Annotated in this window: 19 protein-coding genes and 1 pseudogene; 15 read left to right on the top strand and 5 right to left on the bottom strand. The window is 70.4% G+C overall.

Going from position 1 to position 20,791, the window contains the following annotated elements; genetic code table 11:
* Nucleotides 1-59 precede the first annotated feature (59 nt).
* Nucleotides 60-1,232, top strand: coding sequence for a cytochrome P450 family protein (locus IEY95_RS42995; protein WP_189191722.1), 1,173 nt, complete (start codon nt 60-62; stop codon nt 1,230-1,232).
* Nucleotides 1,233-1,263: 31 nt separating this feature from the next.
* Nucleotides 1,264-1,767, top strand: a complete 504-nt coding sequence (locus IEY95_RS42990; protein WP_189191721.1) for a hypothetical protein — start codon at nt 1,264-1,266, stop codon at nt 1,765-1,767.
* Between the two features lie 23 nt (nt 1,768-1,790).
* Here the strand turns inward: IEY95_RS42990 and IEY95_RS42985 are convergent, their stop codons facing one another.
* Nucleotides 1,791-2,804 carry a Gfo/Idh/MocA family protein gene (locus tag IEY95_RS42985; protein WP_189191720.1) on the bottom strand — a complete coding sequence of 338 codons (1,014 nt, stop codon included), beginning with the start codon at nt 2,802-2,804 and terminating at the stop codon, nt 1,791-1,793.
* 128 nt (nt 2,805-2,932) lie between these two features.
* Between IEY95_RS42985 and IEY95_RS42980 the strand changes: the two genes are divergently transcribed.
* The 3 genes from IEY95_RS42980 (at nt 2,933) to IEY95_RS42970 (ending at nt 6,004) form a co-directional block, all read left to right on the top strand.
* The gene (locus IEY95_RS42980; protein WP_189191828.1) at nt 2,933-3,670 is read left to right on the top strand and encodes a GntR family transcriptional regulator; all 738 of its coding nucleotides are present in this window, start codon (nt 2,933-2,935) and stop codon (nt 3,668-3,670) included.
* A gap of 271 nt (nt 3,671-3,941) precedes the next feature.
* A complete protein-coding gene (locus IEY95_RS42975) occupies nt 3,942-4,946 on the top strand; it encodes a sugar ABC transporter substrate-binding protein (protein WP_189191719.1) in 1,005 nt (334 codons plus the stop codon).
* Complete coding sequence (locus IEY95_RS42970; RefSeq protein ID WP_189191718.1) at nt 4,943-6,004, top strand: ABC transporter permease; 1,062 nt, start codon at nt 4,943-4,945, stop codon at nt 6,002-6,004. Before IEY95_RS42975 ends, IEY95_RS42970 begins: the two co-directional genes overlap by 4 nt.
* Here the strand turns inward: IEY95_RS42970 and IEY95_RS51125 are convergent.
* Nucleotides 6,001-6,153 (bottom strand): annotated as a pseudogene (locus tag IEY95_RS51125) (hypothetical protein); the annotation flags it as partial. The gene IEY95_RS42970 and the pseudogene IEY95_RS51125 overlap by 4 nt on opposite strands.
* On the opposite strand from IEY95_RS51125, the gene IEY95_RS42965 reads away from it, so the two are divergent.
* The 5 genes from IEY95_RS42965 to IEY95_RS42945 all read left to right on the top strand — a co-directional run bounded on the left by IEY95_RS42965 (nt 6,094) and on the right by IEY95_RS42945 (nt 14,363).
* Nucleotides 6,094-6,822, top strand: a complete 729-nt coding sequence (locus IEY95_RS42965; RefSeq protein ID WP_444544773.1) for an ATP-binding cassette domain-containing protein — start codon at nt 6,094-6,096, stop codon at nt 6,820-6,822. The pseudogene IEY95_RS51125 and the gene IEY95_RS42965 overlap by 60 nt on opposite strands.
* A 119-nt stretch (nt 6,823-6,941) precedes the next feature.
* Nucleotides 6,942-8,087, top strand: a complete 1,146-nt coding sequence (locus IEY95_RS42960; RefSeq protein WP_189191716.1) for an ROK family glucokinase — start codon at nt 6,942-6,944, stop codon at nt 8,085-8,087.
* Nucleotides 8,084-8,665, top strand: coding sequence for a sugar kinase (locus IEY95_RS42955; RefSeq protein WP_189191715.1), 582 nt, complete (start codon nt 8,084-8,086; stop codon nt 8,663-8,665). The genes IEY95_RS42960 and IEY95_RS42955 overlap by 4 nt, the downstream gene beginning before the upstream one ends.
* Before the next feature lie 305 nt (nt 8,666-8,970).
* Nucleotides 8,971-11,895, top strand: coding sequence for an SCO1167/SCO6262 family helicase (locus IEY95_RS42950; RefSeq protein WP_189191714.1), 2,925 nt, complete (start codon nt 8,971-8,973; stop codon nt 11,893-11,895).
* Between the two features lie 110 nt (nt 11,896-12,005).
* Nucleotides 12,006-14,363: an SWIM zinc finger family protein gene (locus tag IEY95_RS42945; protein ID WP_189191827.1), complete on the top strand. Its 2,358-nt coding sequence runs from the start codon at nt 12,006-12,008 to the stop codon at nt 14,361-14,363.
* On the opposite strand, the gene IEY95_RS49770 is transcribed toward IEY95_RS42945, so the two are convergent.
* Nucleotides 14,261-15,121, bottom strand: a complete 861-nt coding sequence (locus tag IEY95_RS49770; protein ID WP_268240553.1) for a tyrosine-type recombinase/integrase — start codon at nt 15,119-15,121, stop codon at nt 14,261-14,263. The genes IEY95_RS42945 and IEY95_RS49770 overlap by 103 nt on opposite strands.
* 89 nt (nt 15,122-15,210) lie before the next feature.
* On the opposite strand from IEY95_RS49770, the gene IEY95_RS42935 reads away from it, so the two are divergent.
* Nucleotides 15,211-15,843, top strand: coding sequence for a class I SAM-dependent methyltransferase (locus IEY95_RS42935; RefSeq protein WP_189191713.1), 633 nt, complete (start codon nt 15,211-15,213; stop codon nt 15,841-15,843).
* A 38-nt stretch (nt 15,844-15,881) separates the two neighbouring features.
* Here the strand turns inward: IEY95_RS42935 and IEY95_RS49765 are convergent, their stop codons facing one another.
* Nucleotides 15,882-16,139 (bottom strand): hypothetical protein, encoded by a 258-nt coding sequence (locus IEY95_RS49765; RefSeq protein WP_229703754.1) that lies wholly within the window; start codon nt 16,137-16,139, stop codon nt 15,882-15,884.
* Nucleotides 16,140-16,288: 149 nt separating this feature from the next.
* Between IEY95_RS49765 and IEY95_RS42925 the strand changes: the two genes are divergently transcribed.
* Complete coding sequence (locus tag IEY95_RS42925; protein ID WP_189191826.1) at nt 16,289-17,005, top strand: DUF2220 domain-containing protein; 717 nt, start codon at nt 16,289-16,291, stop codon at nt 17,003-17,005.
* 111 nt (nt 17,006-17,116) lie between these two features.
* Entirely contained in the window at nt 17,117-17,668 is a 552-nt protein-coding gene (locus tag IEY95_RS42920) for a hypothetical protein (protein WP_189191712.1), read from the top strand.
* On the opposite strand, the gene IEY95_RS42915 is transcribed toward IEY95_RS42920, so the two are convergent.
* Nucleotides 17,625-18,416: an IS5 family transposase gene (locus IEY95_RS42915; protein WP_229703753.1), complete on the bottom strand. Its 792-nt coding sequence runs from the start codon at nt 18,414-18,416 to the stop codon at nt 17,625-17,627. The genes IEY95_RS42920 and IEY95_RS42915 overlap by 44 nt on opposite strands.
* A 745-nt stretch (nt 18,417-19,161) precedes the next feature.
* Here IEY95_RS42915 and IEY95_RS42910 point away from each other — a divergent pair.
* Both IEY95_RS42910 and IEY95_RS42905 read left to right on the top strand, forming a co-directional pair.
* A complete protein-coding gene (locus IEY95_RS42910) occupies nt 19,162-19,431 on the top strand; it encodes a hypothetical protein (RefSeq protein ID WP_189191711.1) in 270 nt (89 codons plus the stop codon).
* Nucleotides 19,428-20,477, top strand: a complete 1,050-nt coding sequence (locus IEY95_RS42905) for a hypothetical protein (RefSeq protein WP_189191710.1) — start codon at nt 19,428-19,430, stop codon at nt 20,475-20,477. The genes IEY95_RS42910 and IEY95_RS42905 overlap by 4 nt, the downstream gene beginning before the upstream one ends.
* The last annotated feature ends 314 nt before the right edge of the window (nt 20,478-20,791 follow it).

Below are 20,791 nucleotides of genomic sequence, written 5' to 3'. Positions count from 1 at the left end.
GGAGGACGGGCACTGATCGGGGGTCGCGATCGTTGATCGGGGCAACGGGAGGAGGAACCATGATCGATCTGGGGGAGTACGGGGCGCGGTTCACGAAGGATCCGTATCCGGTGTACGCGGCACTGCGCGAGCGCGGTCCCGTGCACTGGGTGCGCACGCCGCCCCCCGGTGCGTACGAGGGCTGGCTCGTCGTGGGGTACGAGGAGGCGCGGGCCGCCCTCGCCGACCCGAGGCTGTCCAAGGACAGCACCAAGAGGGGGCTGAGCTCGTTCGAAGACGAGCTGATGGGCCGGTATGTGCTGATCAGCGATCCGCCCGAGCACACCCGGCTGCGCTCGCTCGTCGCGGGCGCGTTCACGATGCGGCGCGTCGAGGCGCTGCGTCCGCGCGTCCAGCAGATCACCGACGAGTTGCTGGACGCGATGCTGCCGAAGGGCCGCGCCGACCTCGTGGACTCCTTCGCCTACCCGCTGCCCATGACGGTCATCTGCGAGCTCCTCGGCGTCCCCGACATCGACCGGGAGGCCTTCCGAGCCATGTCGAACGAGATCGTGGCCCCGTCCGGCGGAGACACCGAACTCGCCGCCATCGAGCAACTTGCCGCATATCTCGACGAGTTGATCGAGGACAAGCGCTGCGCGGAGCCGGCCGACGACCTGCTCGGCGCCCTCATCCGCACCCGCGCCGAGGACGGCGACCGCCTCTCGCGCGCCGAACTGCGCGGCATGGCGTTCATCCTGCTGGTCGCGGGCCACGAGACGACGGTCAACCTGATCACGACCGCGGTGCACACTCTGCTCACCCACCCGGACCAACTCGCCGCGCTGCGGGCCGACATGACCCTCCTCGACGGCGCGGTGGAGGAGGTCCTGCGCTTCGAGGGACCGGTGGAGACGGCGACGTACCGCTACGCGGCCGAGCCGATGGAGATCGGCGGCAGGTCCATCGCGGTGGGCGACACGGTGATGATCGGCCTCGACGCCGCCGACCGCGACGCGGCATACTGCCCGGACCCGCACCGCTTCGACATCCACCGCGCCCCGCAGGGCCATCTCGCCTTCGGACACGGCATCCACTACTGCCTGGGCGCGCCACTGGCCCGCCTCGAAGCCCGCGTCGCGCTGCGCTCCCTGCTGGAGCGATGCCCGGATCTCGCGCTCGACGGACCCCCGGGAGACTGGCTGTCGGGCATGCTGATGCGCGGCCTGCGGAGCCTGCCGGTGCGCTGGTGAGCGGCCCCGTTCTGCGAGAGGAGTGTCATCCGTGCTGCGTACGGCCGAGATCACCGCGAAGCTGACCGGCGAGGGCCTTCGAGGTGGGGACTCCCATCAGCTGTACTGGCGCGCCACGCTGGAGGTCTCGCTGGACTGCTTCATCTGCGAGCGCACCGGCCGGACGACGCTCTTCGAGCGCGGGGCCGAGCGGGCGCTGTGCTCGGGCAGCCGCAGCGGATTCGCACGGCACCACACCGCCGCCAGGATCGCCGCGTTCGACACCACCAACGGCCGGGAGGGGCTGGCGGTCCGGGCCCTGCTCGACTTCTGGTGGGCACCCTTTACGGACACCCGGGACGGCAACAAGTCCGCGGCGCCCACCAGCCACCCCTGGGTCCGGCTGCACCTGGGCTACTACTGCCAGGATGCCAAGAAGTCGGGCACCCACAGCATCCAGACCAACGCGGTGCGGCCGCACGAGCTGACATGCGGACACTGCGAACGTGTACTCGCAGTCGATGCGCAGACCCCCGCGGTGCGCCTCCTTGTGTGAGGCGCGCCGCGGGGGCGCTCGACTCAGTCCCGCGCGCCCGGGATCTCCGCGAGCCGCACCGGCCGCCGCTCCCGTCGCGACAGCACACACGCCTCGGCGATACGCAGCGCCTCCAACGCCTCACGGCCGTCGCAGGGATTGGCGCGCTCACCGAGGACGACCTCGACGAACGCGGCGAGCTCGGCCTCGTACGCCGGGCCGAAGCGCTCCAGGAAGCCCATCCACGGCTTGTCGGCGGGCGGCGGTCCGGCCGGTTCGGTGGACGCGATCGGCGTTCGGTCGTCGAGGCCGACGGCGATCTGGTCGAGTTCGCCGGCGAGCTCCATCCGGACGTCGTAGCCGGCGCCGTTCACCCGGGTCGCCGTCGTCGTGGCGAGCGTTCCGTCGTCGAGGGTGAGCACGGCCGCGGCGGTGTCGATGTCGCCCGCCTCGCGGAACATCGCGGGTCCGGCGTCCGCCCCGGTCGCGTACACCTCGACGATCTCGTGGCCGGTGATCCAGCGCAGCATGTCGAAGTCGTGGACCAGGCAGTCCCGGTAGAGCCCGCCGGAGAGCGGGAGATAGTCGACCGGGGGCGGCGCTTGGTCGGACGTCATCGCCCGGACCGTGTGCAGCCGGCCGAGCCGTCCCGACCGCACCGCCTCGCGGGCGGCCGTGTAGCCCACGTCGAAGCGGCGCTGGAAGCCCAGCTGCAGAATCGTTCCGGCGGCGTCCACCTCGGCCAGCGCTGCCAGGGTGCCCGGCAGATCGACGGCGATGGGTTTCTCGCAGAAGACGGGGAGCCCGGACCGTGCTGCCCGACCGATCAGTTCGCCGTGGGCCGAAGTCGCCGCCGTGATGACCACCGCGTCCACGCCCCAGGTGAAGATCTCGTTCACGCTGGGCGCCGCCGTCGCGCCCAGGCGGTCCGCCAGCCGATGGGCCCGCGCGGTGTCCGCGTCCGTGACGATCAGGGAGCCACCCACCTCGCGGTGACGGCTGAGAGTGGCCGCATGAAATGTACCGATACGACCCGCTCCGATGAGTCCGATGCGCATGGGAACAAAGTGGGGGTGGACCCGGCGCCGTGTCAATGCTTTGTCCGGACAATCGAACTTCACAACTTCCCGTCAACATCTCCCGGAGCTACGCTCGGGCCGTGCCGAAACCAGATGTGGATCCGACCGTGTCGCTCCAGCTCAGCGTCGACCGCAGCAGCCCCGTCCCGCTCTACTTCCAGTTGTCCCAACAGCTGGAGGCCGCGATCGAGCACGGAACGCTGACCCCGGGCAGCCTCCTTGGCAATGAGATCGAGCTCGCCGGGCGGCTCGGTCTGTCCCGGCCCACGGTCCGCCAGGCCATCCAGTCCCTCGTCGACAAGGGCCTGCTGGTACGGCGCCGCGGCGTGGGCACCCAGGTCGTGCACAGCCAGGTCAAGCGTCCGCTGGAGCTCAGCAGCCTCTACGACGACCTGGAATCGGCGGGCCAGCGCCCGGCGACCCAGGTGCTCGTCAACACCGTCGTACCGGCGTCCGCCGAGGTCGCTGCGGCCCTGGGCGTGGCCGAGGGTGGCGACGTGCACCGTGTGGAGCGGCTGCGCCTCGCGCACGGGGAGCCGATGGCGTACCTCTGCAACTATCTGCCGCCCGACCTGCTGGAGCTGGACAGCGCGCAGATGGAGGCCACCGGCCTGTACCGGCTGATGCGCGCGGCGGGGATCACCCTGCACAGCGCCCGGCAGTCCGTCGGCGCCCGCGCGGCCACCGCGGAAGAGGGCGAGCGGCTCGGCGAACCGGCCGGCGCGCCCCTGCTCACCATGCAGCGCACGACCTTCGACGACACCGGCCGGGCCGTCGAGTTCGGCACCCACATCTACCGGGCCTCGCGCTACTCCTTCGAGTTCCAGCTCCTCGTACGGCCGTGACGGCTCGGCGAGTACGGCCCTGAAGGCCCGCTGATTCTCCGGCTCCTCGTACGGCCATGACGCCCCCGTGCGCGTCACCGTGAAAGGCGTGTCGCCACCGCAGAAGTTCCCCGCGCACGGGACCCGCTGGTCAGGCACATGGTCCCCGTGATTGATACTTGGTCGTTTGGGGCCGGTGAGACGCCTGCCCCCGGGCCTACAAGACGGCCCTCCGGGCCCGTCCGCAGGGTGGCCCGGCGCACCAAGGAGCAAGCAAGAAGGGCACGGCCTCGTGGCACGCACTCGGACCTGGGTAAGCATCGCGCTCGCAGGGGCGCTGGGGGTGTCCCTCGCGGGATGCAGCGCCACCGGCGGGAAGCGGGCCGAGGACGCCCGCAAGGCGGCGGCGGCCCAGGGCAGGGCCGTGGTGAACACGCCCCGGTGGACCTTCGCGATGATCACCCACTCGGGCGACGGCGACACCTTCTGGGACATCGTGCAGAGCGGTGCCAAGCAGGCCGCGGTCAAGGACAACATCAACTTCCTGTACTCGCACAACGCCGAGGCACAGCAGCAGGCACAGCTGGTGGACGCCGCCGTCGACAAGCAGGTCGACGGCATCATCGTCACGCTCGCCAAGCCCGACGCCATGAAGGCGGCCGTCGCGCGCGCCCGGAAGGCCGGCATCCCCGTGATCACGGTGAACTCGGGCTCCGAGGAGTCCAAGGCGTTCGGCGCGCTCACCCACATCGGCCAGGACGAGACGATCGCCGGTGAGGCGGTCGGTGACGAGCTGAACAAGCGGGGCCGCAAGAAGGCCCTGTGCGTCCTGCACGAGCAGGGCAACGTCGGTCACGAGCAGCGCTGCGCGGGCATCAAGGAGACCTTCCACGGCACCGTGCAGAACCTCTACGTGCAGGGCACCAGCATGCCCGACGTGCAGGCCTCCATCGGCGCCAAGCTGCAGGCCGACAAGTCCATCGACTCGGTCGTCACGCTCGGCGCCCCCTTCGCGGACACCGCGGTGAAGGCCAAGCAGGACGCGGGCAGCAAGGCCGAGATCGACACCTTCGACCTCAACGAGAAGGTGGCCGCGGAGCTCAAGAACGGCACGCTCGGCTTCGCCGTCGACCAGCAGCCGTACCTCCAGGGGTACGAGGCCGTGGACCTGCTCTGGCTCCACAAGTACAACGACGACGCCCTCGGCGGCGGCAAGCCGGTCCTCACCGGACCGCAGATCATCACCAAGGACCAGGCCGGCGCGCTGGAGGAGTACACGAAGCGGGGCACCCGATGAGCACGACCACACACGCGCCCGCGCCGTCGCCGGGCACCAAGGCCGACGAACGCCTCCTGAAGACCTCGCCGCTGCGCAAAGTCATGGGCCGCCCCGAGCTCGGCTCCGTGGTCGGCGCGATCGCCGTCTTCGTCTTCTTCGCCGTCTTCGCGGACAGCTTCGTACGGGCCGCGAGCCTCAGCACGGTCCTGTACGCCTCGTCGACCATCGGCATCATGGCGGTCCCGGTCGCGCTGCTGATGATCGGCGGCGAGTTCGACCTCTCCGCGGGCGTCATGGTGACCAGCTCCGCGCTGATCTCCTCGATGTTCAGCTACCAGATGACCGCGAACGTCTGGGTCGGCGTTTTCGTCTCGCTGATCGTCACCCTGGCGACCGGCGTCTTCAACGGCGTCATGCTGACCCGCACCGACCCGCCGAGCTTCATCATCACGCTCGGCACCTTCCTGATGCTGACCGGTATGAACCTCGGCTTCACCAAGCTGATCAGCGGCACGGTCTCCACGAAGTCGATCTCGGACATGGAGGGCTTCTCCTCCGCGAGGGACGTCTTCGCCTCGACGGTCACCATCGGCGGCGTCGACTTCAAGATCACCATCCTGTGGTGGCTGGCCCTGGTCGCCGTCGCCACCTGGGTCCTGCTGCGCACCCGCGTCGGCAACTGGATCTACGCCGTCGGCGGCGGTGAGGAAGCGGCCCGAGCGGTGGGCGTCCCGGTCGACAAGACCAAGATCGGCCTCTACATGGGTGTCGCCTTCGGCGCCTGGATCTCCGGCCAGCACCTGCTGTTCTCGTTCGACGTCGTGCAGTCCGGCGAGGGCGTCGGCAACGAGCTGATCTACATCATCGCGGCCGTCATCGGCGGCTGCCTGATCACCGGCGGCTACGGCTCCGCGGTCGGCGCGGCGGTCGGCGCGCTGATCTTCGGCATGGTCAGCAAGGGCATCGTGTTCGCCGAATGGAACCCGGACTGGTTCAAGTTCTTCCTGGGAGTGATGCTGCTCCTGGCGACCCTGCTCAACCACTGGGTACGCAAGCGCGCGGAGGCGACGAAGTGACCACGGACGCGAACAAGACGACCGACTCGGCCGCCACGGACCGTACCCCGCTCGTCGAGCTCGACGACGTCAGCAAGTACTACGGCAACATCCGCGCCCTCGAAGGCGTCTCGCTGGAAGTCCACGCGGGCGAGATCTCCTGCGTGCTCGGCGACAACGGAGCCGGCAAGTCCACCCTCATCAAGATCATCGCGGGACGTCATCAGCACGACGCGGGCACCCTGCGCATCGAGGGCGAGGAGACCCGGCTGTCGTCACCGCGCGAAGCCCTCGACCACGGGATCGCCACGGTCTACCAGGACCTCGCCGTCGTCCCGCTGATGCCGGTCTGGCGGAACTTCTTCCTCGGCTCCGAGCCCCGGAAGGGCGTTGTTCCCTTCAAGCGCATGGACGTCGACTTCATGCGCAGGACGACCCACGCGGAGCTGCTGCGCATGGGCATCGATCTGCGCGACGTCGACCAGCCCATCGGCACCCTCTCCGGCGGTGAGCGCCAGTGCGTGGCGATCGCCCGCGCCGTCTACTTCGGCGCCAAGGTCCTCGTCCTCGACGAGCCCACCGCGGCCCTGGGCGTGAAGCAGTCCGGTGTGGTCCTCAAATATGTGGCTGCCGCACGGGACGCCGGACTGGGTGTTGTGTTGATCACCCACAATCCGCATCACGCGTATCTGGTGGGCGACCGTTTCGTGCTCCTGAAGCGCGGCACAATGTTCAGCAGCAACGCCCGCGACGAAATCACCCTTGACGAGCTGACCCGCCAGATGGCGGGAGGAAGTGAGCTGGAGGACCTGCGGCACGAGCTGGAGCGCACCTCCTGAGGAGCGCCCCGAGAGGGGCGCGCGGAACCGCGCGACCAGCCACAGGCGGCCCGCAGGTCACAGATGCCCCCGCGCTCCCGCAGTGCGGCCCCGACGGAGCGTAAGGCAGAATCGGCGCGATGAGCACCTACCGCGACCTCGCACACCGCGGCTCCGCGCGGGCCACCGTCCTGCGGACCGTGGGGACGCGCGAGCGCCGTTCCCACCTGACGGCGCCCCGTGTCCCCACCGTCGGCATCGACATCGGCGGCACGAAGGTGATGGCGGGCGTCGTGGACGCCGACGGCAACATCCTGGAGAAGCTGCGCGCCGAGACGCCGGACAAGTCCAAGAGCCCCAAGGTCGTCGAGGACACCATCGTCGAGCTGGTCCTGGACCTCTCCGACCGGCACGACGTGCACGCGGTCGGCATCGGCGCGGCCGGCTGGGTCGACGCCGAACGCAACCGCGTCCTGTTCGCGCCTCACCTCTCCTGGCGCAACGAGCCGCTGCGCGACCGCCTCTCCGGCCGCCTCTCCGTGCCCGTCCTGGTCGACAACGACGCCAACACCGCGGCCTGGGCCGAGTGGCGTTTCGGCGCCGGCCGTGGCGAGGACCACCTCGTCATGATCACGCTCGGCACGGGCATCGGCGGCGCGATCCTGGAGGACGGCCAGGTCAAGCGCGGCAAGTTCGGCGTCGCCGGCGAGTTCGGCCATATGCAGGTCGTCCCCGGCGGCCACCGCTGCCCGTGCGGCAATCGCGGTTGCTGGGAGCAGTACAGCTCCGGCAACGCGCTCGTCCGCGAGGCCCGCGAGCTCGCCGCCGCGGACTCCCCGGTGGCGTACGGGATCATCGAGCACGTCAAGGGCAACATCGCCGACATCACCGGCCCGATGATCACCGAGCTGGCCCGCGAGGGCGACGCCATGTGCATCGAGCTGCTCCAGGACATCGGCCAGTGGCTCGGCGTGGGCATCGCGAACCTGGCCGCCGCCCTGGACCCCTCCTGCTTCGTCATCGGTGGCGGCGTCAGCGCGGCCGACGACCTGCTGATCGGCCCCGCGCGAGACGCGTTCCGCAGGCACCTCACGGGCCGCGGCTACCGCCCCGAGGCCCGTATCGCCCGTGCCCAGCTCGGCCCCGAGGCCGGCATGGTCGGCGCCGCCGACCTCGCCCGGCTCGTCGCCCGCCGCTTCCGCCGCGCCAAGCGGCGCCGCGTGGAGCGCTACGAGCGGTACGAGCGCTACACGGAGTCCCGCCGTACGACCCAGGGGTCGCTGTGACGGCCTCACTGCCGCGCCAGGCATCGCCGCCGGACGAGCCGCAGCGGCCGCCGGAGGACCCGCGCCACAAGTTCCGCCGCCGTGCCCTCACGCTGCTGATCATCGTGCTGCTCATCGGCGTGCCCGCCGGCTATCTGGTGATCTCCGCCAACCAGAGCCGCAACAGCGGCAAGCAGAAGGAGGACAAGTACTCGGCGACCGGCCTCACCGCTGGCTGGCCCTCGCGCGTCCAGCGCCGCCTGTACCAGGTGGCCATGCCCGCGGACGGCACGGACGTCGCCTACTACGAGACGAACAACTGGAAGACCAGCCGCCTGTACGTGCAGTTCGGCACCACCGACGCGGGCCTGGACTGGTTCCTCAGGACCGTCGGCACCAGCCGGAACGCGCTGAAGAAGGACGCCATCACCATCAGTGCCCGCGACCAGAAGGTCGTCGGCTGGGAGTTCACCGGCGTCGGCCCGTGGTCCGGTCTCGTCCACAAGCAGAAGGACCCGGCGCCCACGCAGGACATCGTCGTGAACCTGTCCGAGCCCCAGCACCCCATGGTGTACGTGGTCTCGCGCACGATTCCCTGACCGGTCCCGATCCGGCCCGGTGCGGCCGCCGAGGCCGATTGTCAGACCCCGCCCGTAGAGTCGAAGACAACTGATTCGACTAGGGGGTTTCTGATGGATCTCCGTGGAAGAAGGAGCGGCGTTCGGTGCGTGCTTGCGGCGTGCCGGGCGGAAGTCCTCGATGGGGGTCCCCCCGCGCGAGCGAAGCCGAGCGTGGGGGAGGAGCTACTAGGGCTTTTGTCCGGTGCGGCGAGAGTGCGTGCCGGGCGTCGCGACGCCGCGGAGATCCATCAGAAACCCCCTAGGGGCGGGAGGTGACCGGGCGTATGGGGGACGGGGTGGATGCGGTGGCCGAGCGATCGCTCTCCGTGCGGCTTGCCGCCGTCTTCCTGCCCGCGCCGCTGCCGCGCGAGGGGCGGGTCGCGTTCTGGGATCCGGACGGGGACGCGCTGGCGTCCGACGAGCTGGTCGAGGGCACGGCGCCGGGGGAGCACGCCGCGGCGGTGTCCTCGGGTGAGCGAGTCGGGGGTGGCCCGTCGAGTGAGCCGGTCGACGGGGCGCTGTCCGCAGAGCGGACCCGTCTGACGGTCGTACGACCCCACGGTCCCGGAGTCCGCAGAGGCACCGTCCCCGCCGTGACGCTGCCCATGAGTGAGGCCCTGCCGCTGCTCGCCGGAGCCCGGCGTGACCCCGCCGCGCATCCCGCCACGGCCTGCTGGGGCGCGGCCACCCTGCATGCCCTGCGGCTCGTCGCGCGCGGACGGCTGCTGCCGGGGCTGACGGCCGACGGGCTCGACGCATGGCGCGCGGGCCCGCTGGACCAGGACGACATCGCCCACCTCAGGGCGGTGGCGGCGGCCCTCCCGTACGAGGGACATGCCGTCCCGCTCCCCGGCAAGGGCCCGCTCCGGCTGCCCGAGCCGGAAGCGCTGATGCGGTCCTTCCTGGACGCGGTCGCGGACACGCTGCCGCGCACCCCGGCCGCGCCGTACACCTCCGGCAAACCCTTCGCGGCGATCGCGCCGCAGCGGCTGCCCGGTGCCCACGACTGGGCCGCCGAGGTCGCCGCCGGCATGGACGCGGGTGTACGGATCTCGCTGCGCCTGGACCTGTCCGCCTACCAGCTCTTCGACGACGGTGAGGGAGCGCGCCGCGCGGGCGCGGCCGTCGTCCAGGTGCACAGCCTCGCCGACCCCACCCTGGTGGTGGACGCGACGGCCCTGTGGGCGGGGGACGCCGACGCCACCTTCGGCCCCCGCGCGCGCGTCGACGCGGCCCTCGCCGTCCGCCGCGCGGCCCGCGTCTGGCCACCACTGGACCGCCTCTCCGAACAGGACGTGCCCGACGTACTTGCCCTCTCCGAGGAGGAGTTGTCCGATCTGCTCGGGGTCGCGGCCACCCGGCTCGGCGCGGCCGGAGTGGCCGTGCACTGGCCCCGGGACCTGGCCCACGACCTGAGCGCGGCGGCGGTGGTGCGCCCCGCGCCCGGGTCGGCGACGGACGGCACCGGGTTCTTCGAGAGCGAGGAACTGCTCCAGTTCCGCTGGCAGTTGGCCCTCGGCGGCGATCCGCTCACCGAGGCCGAGATGGACACCCTGGCCGAGGCCCACCGTCCGGTCGTCCGGCTGCGCGACCAGTGGGTGCTCGTCGACCCGGCGCTCGTCCGCAAGGCCCGCAAGCGCGAACTGGGCCTGCTCGACCCGGTCGACGCGCTGTCCGTGGCGCTCACCGGCAGCGCCGAGGTCGACGGCGAGACGGTCGAAGCGGTGCCGGTCGGCGCGCTGGCCGCGCTGCGCGACCGATTGACGGCGGGTGTGGCTTCCGTGGACCCGCCGCCGGAGCTTCAGGCCCGACTTCGGGACTATCAACTGCGCGGCCTCGCCTGGCTGGACCTCATGACCTCCCTCGGGCTGGGCGGCTGCCTCGCCGACGACATGGGGCTCGGCAAGACCGTCACCGTCATCGCGCTGCACCTGCGGCGGGCCCACGGCGAGCCGACCCTGGTGGTCTGCCCGGCGTCGCTGCTGGGCAACTGGCAGCGGGAGATCGCCCGTTTCGCGCCCGGCGTCCCCGTCCGCCGCTTCCACGGACCCGACCGCACCCTCGACGACCTCGAGGGCGGCTTCGTCCTCACCACCTACGGGACGATGCGGTCCACCGCGCAGCGGCTCGCCCAGCACAAGTGGGGCATGGTCGTCGCGGACGAGGCGCAGCACGTCAAGAACCCCTACTCGGCGACGGCGAAGGCCCTGCGGACGATCCCGTCCCCCGCCCGCGTGGCACTCACCGGCACCCCCGTGGAGAACAACCTCTCCGAACTCTGGGCCCTGCTGGACTGGACGACCCCCGGACTGCTCGGCCCCCTCAAGTCCTTCCGAGCCCGGCACGCGCGCGCCGTGGAGAACGGCGAGGACGAGGACGCGGTCGCCCGCCTGGCCAGGCTGATCCGCCCCTTCCTGCTCCGCCGCAAGAAGTCGGACCCCGGGATCGTCCCCGAGCTCCCGCCCAAGACGGAGACCGACCACCCCGTTCCCCTGACCCGCGAGCAGGCCTCCCTCTACGAGGCGGTGGTCCGGGAGTCCATGCTGGCGATCGAGACCTCCGAGGGCATCGCTCGCCGGGGCCTGGTCCTCAAACTTCTCACCTCCCTCAAGCAGATCTGCAACCATCCGGCGCTGTATCTCAAGGAGGACGCCCGAGCCGCCGCCCACGCGCCTTCCGCCCGCTCCGGCAAAATGGCCCTCCTCGACGAGCTGTTGGACACACTGCTCGCCGAGGACGGTTCGGCACTCGTCTTCACCCAGTACGTGGGCATGGCCCGCCTCATCACCGCGCACCTCGCCGCCCGTGCCGTCCCCGTGGAGCTTCTGCACGGCGGTACGCCGGTCGTGGAGCGGGAACACATGGTGGACCGTTTCCAGAGCGGGGCGACCCCGGTCCTGGTGCTGTCCCTCAAGGCCGCGGGCACCGGCCTGAACCTGACCCGGGCCGGCCACGTCGTGCACTTCGACCGCTGGTGGAACCCCGCCGTCGAGGAACAGGCCACCGACCGTGCCTACCGCATCGGCCAGACCCAGCCCGTCCAGGTCCACCGCCTCATCACCGAAGGCACGGTCGAGGACCGCATCGCCGAGATGCTCGAAGCGAAGCGGGCGCTCGCCGACGCGATCCTCGGCTCCGGCGAGGCGTCCCTGACGGAGCTGACCGACCGCGAGCTGTCGGACCTGGTGTCGCTTCGGAGGTCCTCGTGAACGGTTTCGAGAGCGAGGAGCGGCCGGTGGCAGCCGGTGCGGAGGAGGAGCGCGAGGACACGGCAGCCACCGACCGGCAGGGGGACACGGACCGGCACGGGGGCACCGATCTGCCCCGTCCCGTTGCCGGGGCACGGCCTGCGGACGAGGCCCGTCGGGCGCTGCGGGCCGCGCGGGAGCGCGATGCCCTGGAGGCCGGGGCGGCTGACGCGACTGACGAACAGCCGGCCCCGCTCGCCGCGCGCGGCGTGTCCGGGAGGCCGCCGAAGACGGGGTCCTCCCCGGGGGCGCGCCCCGGCGACGTGGCGCGAGAGGCCCTGCGGCGGGCGACCGGGGCGGGGAGTACTCCGCCGAGCCGTCCTGCTGAGGGGGCTTCCGGAGGCGCGCGTCCCGGTGACATCGCGCGCGAGGCGTTGCGCGCCGCGCGGGACGAGGCGAGGCGGGCACAGACGGATGCCGGAGACGACGGGGTAACGGGTACTGGAGCCAAGGGAGTTGAGGCCGGGCGCCGATCCGCCGAGCCGAACCGGAACGCTTCCCGGACTCGGCGGAGCCGACCGCGCCAGGACGGCGGATCCCGCGCTCGGGACCTACGCGATCTCCTCGCCGGCGCCTTCGAGTTGCCCACCGACGTGACATCGGACCCGCATACGGCACAGCCCCGGGACGTTCGCGGGGCGGCTTCGGACTCGTACGGTGCGTTGCCTCGGGATGTTCGCGAGGCGGCTTCCGACTCGCATCGTGTGCTGCCACAGGACGCGCACGAAGCGACTTCGGAGCCGCAGCCTGCGCAGCCCGGGGACGCGCGAGAGGCGGCGTCGCATGCGTATCCGGCGCAGTCGGGGGACGCGCGTCGGGTGAGGCCCGAGTCGTCATCCGCGCAGCCCGGAGACGACGGCGAGGCGGCGTCGCATGCGTATCCGGCGCAGTCGGGGGACGCGCGTCGGGTGAGGCGCGAGTCGTCATCCGCGCAGCCCGGAGACGACGGCGAGGCGGCGTCGCATGCGTATCCGGCGCAGTCGGGGGACGCGCGTCGGGTGAGGCGCGAGTCGTCATCCGCGCAACCCGGAGACGACGGCGAGGCGTTCGTCGTGCGCCGCCCCGCGCGGACCGGCTCCGTACCCGATGCGATCCCCGGCCCGCTCCCGGCGCACCCCGGATCGGAGCAGCGGGGCGCGCCCCGCGCCCACCGGCTCCCTCGTTCCATGGGATCTCCGGGCCGCGACGGTGAACTGCGCCGTACCTTCCCCGCCTTCCCCGCGCGGGTGTCAGGGGCCGACGCCTTCGCGGAGACGTGGTGGGGGAACGCCTGGGTGACCGCCTTGGAGGAGGGGGCGCTGGACGCGGCGCGGTTGGCGCGCGGGCGGGCCTACGCCGGGCGCGGGTACGTCGACGCCATCACGGTCACGCCGGGGCTGGTCCTCGCGTACGTGCACGGGAGCCGGCCGCGGCCGTATCGCGTGCAGGTCAGGGTGCGGACGCTGTCCGACGGCGATTGGGACCGCTTCCTGGACGCGGCCGCCGAGCGGCCCGGGCACATCGCCGCGCTGCTCGACAAGGAGATGCCCAAGTCGCTCGCGGAGTGCGGGGTCGCGCTGCTCCCCGGCCCCGGCGAGCTCGAACCGCACTGCAGTTGCCCCGACTCCGGTCATCCCTGCAAGCACGCGGCCGCCCTCTGCTACCAGACGGCACGGCTGCTGGACGAAGACCCCTTCGTGCTGCTCCTGCTGCGCGGCCGCGGCGAACGCGAGCTGCTCGACGCGCTGTCCCGCCGTAACGCCGCCCGCGCGGCTCGCGCCGCCCAGGAACAGGAACCGGCGCCCCTGCCCGGCGTGCGCGCCCGCGACGTGATCGCCCGGCGCGCGCTGCCGACGCTCCCGGCGCCGTTGCCACCGCCCGCGCACCCCGAGCAGCCGCCGACCTATCCGGGCTCGCCGGGCGGTCCGGACCCGTTCGCCCTCGACCAGTTGGCCACGGACGCGGCGGCTCGTGCGCACGCGCTGCTCACCACGAGCCGCGATCCCGTCGCGGAACTGACGCTCTGGCAGGACGCGGTACGTCTGGCCGCAGCCCGCCCCGGATCCGGCCTCACCGCCGCCACCCGCGCCCTGTACTCCTCGCTCGCCTCCGCGACCGGGCGCACCCCGGCCGACCTGGCGCGTGCGGTCGCCGCCTGGCGGCAGGGCGGATTCGACGCGCTCAGTGTCCTCGAAGAGCCCTGGGATCCACCGGCCGGCCGCTTCGACCGAGCCCGCCCGCTCCTCCTCGCCGCGGACCTCCCCGCCTTCCGCCCGTGGCGCAACCACCTCACCCACCCTCGGGGCCACGCCCAACTCCGCCTCGGTCACAACGGCCTCTGGTACGCCTACGAATCCGAACCGGGCCACGACGACTGGTGGCCCCGAGGCACCCCCGACCTCGACCCGGTCGGCGCGCTGACGGGCCTCGGTGCACCAGGCGACCTCTGACACCGGGCCGGCCCGGCTGCACGACGCCCCCGAGTCGGGCGGGCCGGGTCCGCCGGTCCAGCGACCGGCGTGCGGCGGCTCCGGGGACGTACACGATGCCGGCCCGCGCCACCGACACGACGAGCCGCGTCCGGCCGGAGGCGACCGTCCTCAACACCCAGGTCCACCTCTTCGAGGCGATGGTCCGGCACCCGGCTGGTGATGAGGTCGGCGACGCGCTGGTGGCGATCGATCTCCCGCTCCCATCCGCGGTCCGTTGCGTCGGTGATCAGTTGCCGCTCGACGCAGAGGCGTTCACGCAGGCGTGTCGCGTACTGGGGTGTGGTGACGAACTTCGCGCAGCTGAGGTAGAGGTCGCACTCGCAAGGGCCCTCCTGGGGCAGGCGAAGGCAGCGTCCAAGCTCGAGTTCGGTCTTGTAGAAGTTGGTCTTGAGCCAGTCCAGCGCGTCCTGGTCGAGTTGCCCGGAACGCAGGGTGTCGGCGAGGGGGCCGGCGATGGTGGCGCCGGGCTGAAGCACGGCTTGGTAGTCGGCCAGGACGGTGGGGCCGGAGATGTGCGTGTAGGTCATCGACATGCCGGGGCTCTTGTGGCCGAGGACCTTCATGATGGTCTGGACCCGGGCACCCTTCTCGGCGAGTTGGGTGCCCAGGGTGTGCCTTGTGTCCGCAGAGGCCGTGTGCGGTCGAGTGCGTGTTGCCATTGAGCAGGTCCGCTGTCGGCGCCGCGTTCGCGACGATGACAGCGGCGTGTGTTGCATTCCAGGCCACTGATGTGACGCAGTTCACTGCAGAGGTCTTGATAGTGGAAGGGGAGGGCGGAGGACGTCCTCTGTGGCAGGGTCGGACCATGCCCTTTGATCACAACGACCACTATCACCGTCTGGTGTTGCACCAGGTGCCGCGAAATTGCGGTGCGGCACTGGATGTCGGTTGCGGGACCGGCCGGTTCGCGCGTCGGCTGGCTGACCTGGGCATAGAGGTCGATGCGATCGATCCATCGGAGGAGGCCATCGCGGAGGCCCGCGCGCTGTCCGGGCGGATATCCGGTGACCGGGGCCCGAGCTTCCGGCACGCGGACGTCACCGAAGTCGAACTACCCAAGGGCCACTACGACTTCATCTCGTGCCTGGCCAGCATCCATCACATGCCGTTCGAGACCGTCGCCGCTCTGCGTGACGCGCTCGCGCCCGACGGCGTGCTCGTGATCTTGGGCTGCTATCCGGAGAAGACCTGGCTCGACTGGGCTTGGAGCCTGGCAGCCGTGCCCGTCAACGCCGTCGCGAGGTTGGCCGTCGCCGTGCGAGACAAGCTTCGCCCTGCCTCCGCTGCGACCGGTCGGGAACGAGTGAAGGCGCCGGTGAGACAGCCAGCCATGCCCCTGCTCCAGATCCGCCGGGAGGCCGCGGTCCTGCTGCCTGGTTGCAGCATCCGCAGGCTCCTCTTCTGGCGCTATCTGCTCGTCTTCCGTAACAGCGACTGACGGGACCACGTGGTGTTTCCCCCTCCGCTCCGCCCGCATCAACTGCAGCTTCCGATCACTGTGGTCCGCGGAGCGAGAAGGCGCCTGACTTGGGTCGTTCCGACAGCGGCTGCGCGGAGCCGAACGATCTCCTTGTGCTGTGCGGCGAGCCGGGCCAGGGCTTGGCCACGGAAGTCGCTGAGCTCGTCGATCGTCTGCTCCGACTGGGCGAGCCGTTCCCGGAGCTTGGCGTTCTCTGCCTTGAGCCGGGCGATCTGGGCCTCGCGCGGATCGGGGATCTCGCCGGCCTCGTGCATGGCGTTCAGACGTCGTTCGAACTCGACGCGGAGGTGTGCGTAGGGGCGGGTGCCGTAGAACGCAGTGCGGTCGACCGCGGCCTCGATGGCGAGGGTCTTGATGTAGCACTTCCCGCCTGGGCGGGATCTCGCCTCGGAGGAGCCGGTCCATGGCGTCCCGGATGCGGTTCTACCGCGGGGCGGCCGTCTACCTGCGCCAGCTCGACGTACCCGGCGTGGACACCAAGTTCATCGAAGGCCACCGCGCCATCCCGACCACCCTGCTCGAGAACTGTCTTCCTGAGGACCGCATCGATGCTGCGGCTGCGCGGACCGACTTCGCCGCCCGCTTCCTGCGTAAACCCGCCTACCTGCGGTTCCGACTGCTCGGCGGCGAGTCACGGGCGGGCTTCAGCGAACTCGCGGTGCGTGCAGATGAGTTCGCCGCGCCACCGCCCGCCATCACGACTATGTATGTCGTCGACAACGAAACCAGCTACCTCGCCTTCCCCGACCAGCCTCACAGCATCGTGATCCAGGGCGGCGGCTATGCCGTCACCCAACTGTCCGCCCTGACCTGGCTGCACGACGTACGCCTGGTCTACTGGGGCGATGTGGACACTCACGGCTTCACCATCCTTGACCGGCTGCGCCGGGCCTTCGAGCACACGCAGTCGATCCTGATGAACCGGCGCACTCTCCTGGAGCACCGCGGGCAGTGGGTGAAGGAAGATGCCCCCACCCACCGGCCGCTCGGCACGCTCGCACCGGACGAAGCAGATGTCTACCACAGCCTCGTGGACGGTGAGTTCGGCGCGAACGTGCGACTCGAACAAGTACGCGTGCGGTTCCACCTGCTTGAGGACGTCCTCAACGAGCTTCGTTAGACGTTGTTGTCTTTCCGGGCTTGAGGACTGTGTTTCCGCTGGTCGGGCATAGGGTCGGTGATCCTGTGGGAATTGTGGCCTGTCGTGTTGTCGCTCCCCGGGAGGTCGTGGATGCCGTCGGTGGTCGGGCTGTTGGAACAGCGTGAGCTGGGTGCTCGCCGGCGTGTGGACGAGCTGAGGGAGGCGGCCGACCGTATCCAGGCAGAGTTGGCCGTGGCCGAGCGGGAATGGAAGGAGTGGGCCATCGCCTGCTCGCGGGTCGGCGAGGTACTGGCCCCCGGGGACGCGGGCGGGCAGGACCAGGCCCCGGCCGAGAAGACTGCGCCGACCGCCGAGGAGTGGACCGGAAGGACGTCGCAGGTGCCGACCGCGGCGAAGTCGAAGTCGCAGGTGCCGGTGTGGCGTGAGGGGCTGGCCTGGTCGGTGCTGTCGGTGGACTACCAGCGCATTCTACAGGCGCTCGCGGACCGGGGCCGGCTTCATCAAGGGCCGTTGTCGTGCCAGGAGATGGCCGCGACGTTCGGCATGGACGTGGTGCCGGCACGGGTGGAGGCATTGCGGTCGAAGGCGAAACGCCTGGTCGCGCGCGGCTGGCTGGCCGAGCGGCAGCCGGGCCGGTTCACGCTGGCCGCGGGTGTGGCCGGGCCACGCGGCGGGTCATGAGCAGGATCAGCGACCAGTAGATCATCGCTTCGGCGCTGGTGGTGCGGCGTTCGTAGTCGCGTGTCAGGCGGCGGGTGTGCATCAGATGGGCGAAGAGGCGCTCGACGATCCACCGCTTGGGCAGCACCACGAACCCCTTCTGGTCGTCGCTGCGTTTGACGATCGCCAGGACCAGCGCGAAAGTGGTGAGGCAGTACTCGACCAGGCCGCCGGTGTAGCCGCCGTCGGCCCAGACCAGCTTCAACTGGTGGTGCGCGTCGGTGACTTGTCGCAGCAGGACCTGCGCGGCGGCACGATCACCGGTGTCCGCGGCGGTGACCATCACACCCAGCAGCAGACCGAGCGTGTCGACCACGACATGCCGCTTGCGCCCGTTGATCAGCTTGCCGCCGTCGAAGCCGCGGCTGTCGGAGCCGACGACGGCGTCCGCCTTGACGGACTGCGAGTCGATCACGCCGGCCGTCGGCTCCGTATCCCGCCCCTCCCGCTCGCGGATCCGTGCGCGCAGCCGGTCGTGGAACTCCTTGACCAGGCCGTGGTCGCGCCAGCGGCGGAAGAACGCATAAGCCCGGTCCCACGGCGGGAAGTCGGCGGGCATCGCCCGCCACTTGATCCCGTTGTCGACGAGGTAGCGGATCGCGTCGAGTATCGCCCGGTGGCAATACGCCTCGGGCTGCCCTCCCCGGCCCCGCAGCCAGGCCGGCACCGGCAGCAGCGGCCGGACCACGGCCCACTCCGCGTCCGTCATGTCAGGTATACCGCCGAACCCGTTCCGGGTGATCGGCCGCGTTTCCGAACCGGTGGGCGACACAATCACACGACGGGGCAGTCGAGTTGAACTCCACCGGCACGAGCACGTAGAACTGCGGCAACAGGGTCTCCTGGATCTCGGTTGGCTTCGCAACCCCGAGCTACCAAGAGGCCCTGCCTTCATGCCCGCGGCCAGCTGCGATCACCCGATCGAGACCCCCGTTCGACGCACACCCCTAAGGCCTCGCGAAGGCGCAGGCGAGGGGTGGACTGTGGGCGGATCAAGTGTCATTCTCCCGAATACAGCCAGATTTCAAGGTCACGGGGGAGAAATGGCGAATTGGTGTCAGGCGTCGCGCTGGGCTGTGACGCTGCTCCTGTGCACCCCACTGCTCGCCTGCAACAGTGAGGGCGGAGGAGGCGATGGGGCAGGGACCGGCTCGGGCGGCGTGGCCCTCTCGTCTGGCGGCGGTGCGGGCACCGGTGACGGCGGAACCGTCAGTGGCGGAGTCGTGGGTGGCGGGGGCAGCTCCAGCGGGGGTGGCGGTAACGCTGGTGGCGGCAACGGTGGCTCGGCAGGGAAGGGGTCACCCATGCACGTGCCGGAGATTCACAATCTCCAGGGGCAGGACGTGGGTTATAAGGGAGCGGAGACTGGGACCTGGAATGACATTGTGAATGCGTTCACAAAAGAGTGCGGTGGCACTCTCTGTGTCTCCCTCGTCCGCCGACCCACATACGACATGCCACCCTTCGATAACTGCGAGTTCGTGGAGTTCGATCCTGCTGAGAAGCAGCCCTACGTCAGGCACGACACCGTCTATGTCGTGGTGGGGGCACCCTGTCCGCCCACCGACGGCTCCGGTGGAGACACGACCGTAGGAGGAGCCGACGCGGGTCAGGACAACGGCGGGCAGGACGCGGGTCAGGACAACGGCGGACAGGACGCGGGTCAGGACAACGGCGGACAGGACGCGGGTCAGGGGGGCTCCTCACCCGCCTCCACCTCATGAGCGAGCCGAGTGACGGCGCAGCACCGGATGGAGACAGCGTTAGTTCGCTGCCCGGCATGCGCCGCTTCGGCGCGTTGTTCGGTGCTGTCGTGGCGCCTACCAGCTTCGTCACTGGGCTGATGTACTACTTCGGCCTCAACCAAGCCTGGTGGTTCTACGCCTACTTCGGCGTCGATTCGACCCTGCTGGGTCTTGGCACCACCGATTACCTGGTCATCAGCGTCGACTCCCTGTTCGTGCCCATGGTTATCACGGCTGCGGCGGGACTCGCCGCTTTCTGGGGCCACGATCTGCTGCGCGCCCGCCTTGCCGCGGGCGCCCGCCCCCAGGTGCTGCGCGTCCTGATGCCCGCGCTGGGAGGCATTGGCGCTCTGCTCGCCCTCGGCGGTTTCTGGACGGTGCTCGACAACGCCTTCTTCCTGAACCGCTACCTCGCGGCGGCACCGCTGAGCCTCGCCATCGGCGTCGTGCTGCTGGCATACACCCTGCAACTTCGCCGCACGCTGCCAGTCGGCGCCCTGCGCCCGAACCGGCCAACACAGCCCCCACCTCCCGACTCCGGCAATTCCAGCGACGGGCAATCGGATGCAGAGCCCCGGCCAGCCGCACCGTCACCTCCTGCAGGCCGCATCGCTGGTCGCCCCGAATGGGCGGCTATCGCCGAATGGGCTGTCGTCTTCCTGCTCATCGGACTCAGTCTGATCTGGGCCGCGACCGACTACGCCGCCTCTGTCGGCCGGGCTCGCGCTCAGCAGTTGGTAGCCCGGCTATCTACCTCCACCACAGCCATACTGCGCAGCGAGCGCAGTCTCGGCATTGCTGCTCCTGGAGTACGCGAAATCCGCTGCCGCAACGCTAAGTCGGCATACCCATACCGCTACGAGGGTCTGGTTCTGGTCATCCAGTCCGCCAACCAGTACGTGCTGTTACCGCAGAGTTGGACGCCGGATACGGGAGTGGCTCTGGTCATCCCACGCACCGACTCTGTCCGCCTGGAGTTCGTTCCGTACGCAGCACGCGGCAGCCTCGGTGGCTCCACCTGCTGAGAGGCCGTTTATGGGTCAAGCCCTATATGCGGCTCTCACCCATGCCCTGCTTTGATGGTCTTCATCCCATAGGCGACGAATGGATCTCGATTGGCTTCGCAACCCCGAGCTACCAAGAGGCCCTGTCCTCATGCCCGCAGCCGCCTGCAACCACCCGATCGAGACTCCCGTTCGACGCACACACCTCAAGATCGGAACGACAACAGCCACTTAGCTTGATCATTAACCTCGCTGCTGTTTCAGGCGGACGTGTTCGGTGAGGGTTTCGATTCGTTTCACGGTCTTCCCAGGCTCGTGACGTGGGGCTGACCTGA

Source organism: Streptomyces albiflavescens, assembly GCF_014645835.1.
Classification (GTDB): domain Bacteria; phylum Actinomycetota; class Actinomycetes; order Streptomycetales; family Streptomycetaceae; genus Streptomyces; species Streptomyces albiflavescens.
Note: the sequence above shows the minus strand (reverse complement) of the source record. Positions and strands in the feature narration are given on the sequence as shown.

Bases quoted from the DNA above. Each gene is read 5' to 3' on its own strand.
- IEY95_RS42995 (WP_189191722.1), top strand. From the start codon at position 60: ATGATCGATCTGGGGGAGTACGGGGCGCGGTTCACGAAGGATCCGTAT.
- IEY95_RS42985 (WP_189191720.1), bottom strand. From the start codon at position 2,804: ATGCGCATCGGACTCATCGGAGCGGGTCGTATCGGTACATTTCATGCG.
- IEY95_RS42970 (WP_189191718.1), top strand. From the start codon at position 4,943: ATGAGCACGACCACACACGCGCCCGCGCCGTCGCCGGGCACCAAGGCC.
- IEY95_RS42960 (WP_189191716.1), top strand. From the start codon at position 6,942: ATGAGCACCTACCGCGACCTCGCACACCGCGGCTCCGCGCGGGCCACC.
- IEY95_RS42950 (WP_189191714.1), top strand. From the start codon at position 8,971: ATGGGGGACGGGGTGGATGCGGTGGCCGAGCGATCGCTCTCCGTGCGG.
- IEY95_RS49770 (WP_268240553.1), bottom strand. From the start codon at position 15,121: ATGCAACACACGCCGCTGTCATCGTCGCGAACGCGGCGCCGACAGCGG.
- IEY95_RS42935 (WP_189191713.1), top strand. From the start codon at position 15,211: ATGCCCTTTGATCACAACGACCACTATCACCGTCTGGTGTTGCACCAG.
- IEY95_RS49765 (WP_229703754.1), bottom strand. From the start codon at position 16,139: ATGCACGAGGCCGGCGAGATCCCCGATCCGCGCGAGGCCCAGATCGCC.
- IEY95_RS42925 (WP_189191826.1), top strand. From the start codon at position 16,289: ATGGCGTCCCGGATGCGGTTCTACCGCGGGGCGGCCGTCTACCTGCGC.
- IEY95_RS42920 (WP_189191712.1), top strand. From the start codon at position 17,117: ATGCCGTCGGTGGTCGGGCTGTTGGAACAGCGTGAGCTGGGTGCTCGC.
- IEY95_RS42915 (WP_229703753.1), bottom strand. From the start codon at position 18,416: ATGACGGACGCGGAGTGGGCCGTGGTCCGGCCGCTGCTGCCGGTGCCG.
- IEY95_RS42910 (WP_189191711.1), top strand. From the start codon at position 19,162: ATGCCACCCTTCGATAACTGCGAGTTCGTGGAGTTCGATCCTGCTGAG.
- IEY95_RS42905 (WP_189191710.1), top strand. From the start codon at position 19,428: ATGAGCGAGCCGAGTGACGGCGCAGCACCGGATGGAGACAGCGTTAGT.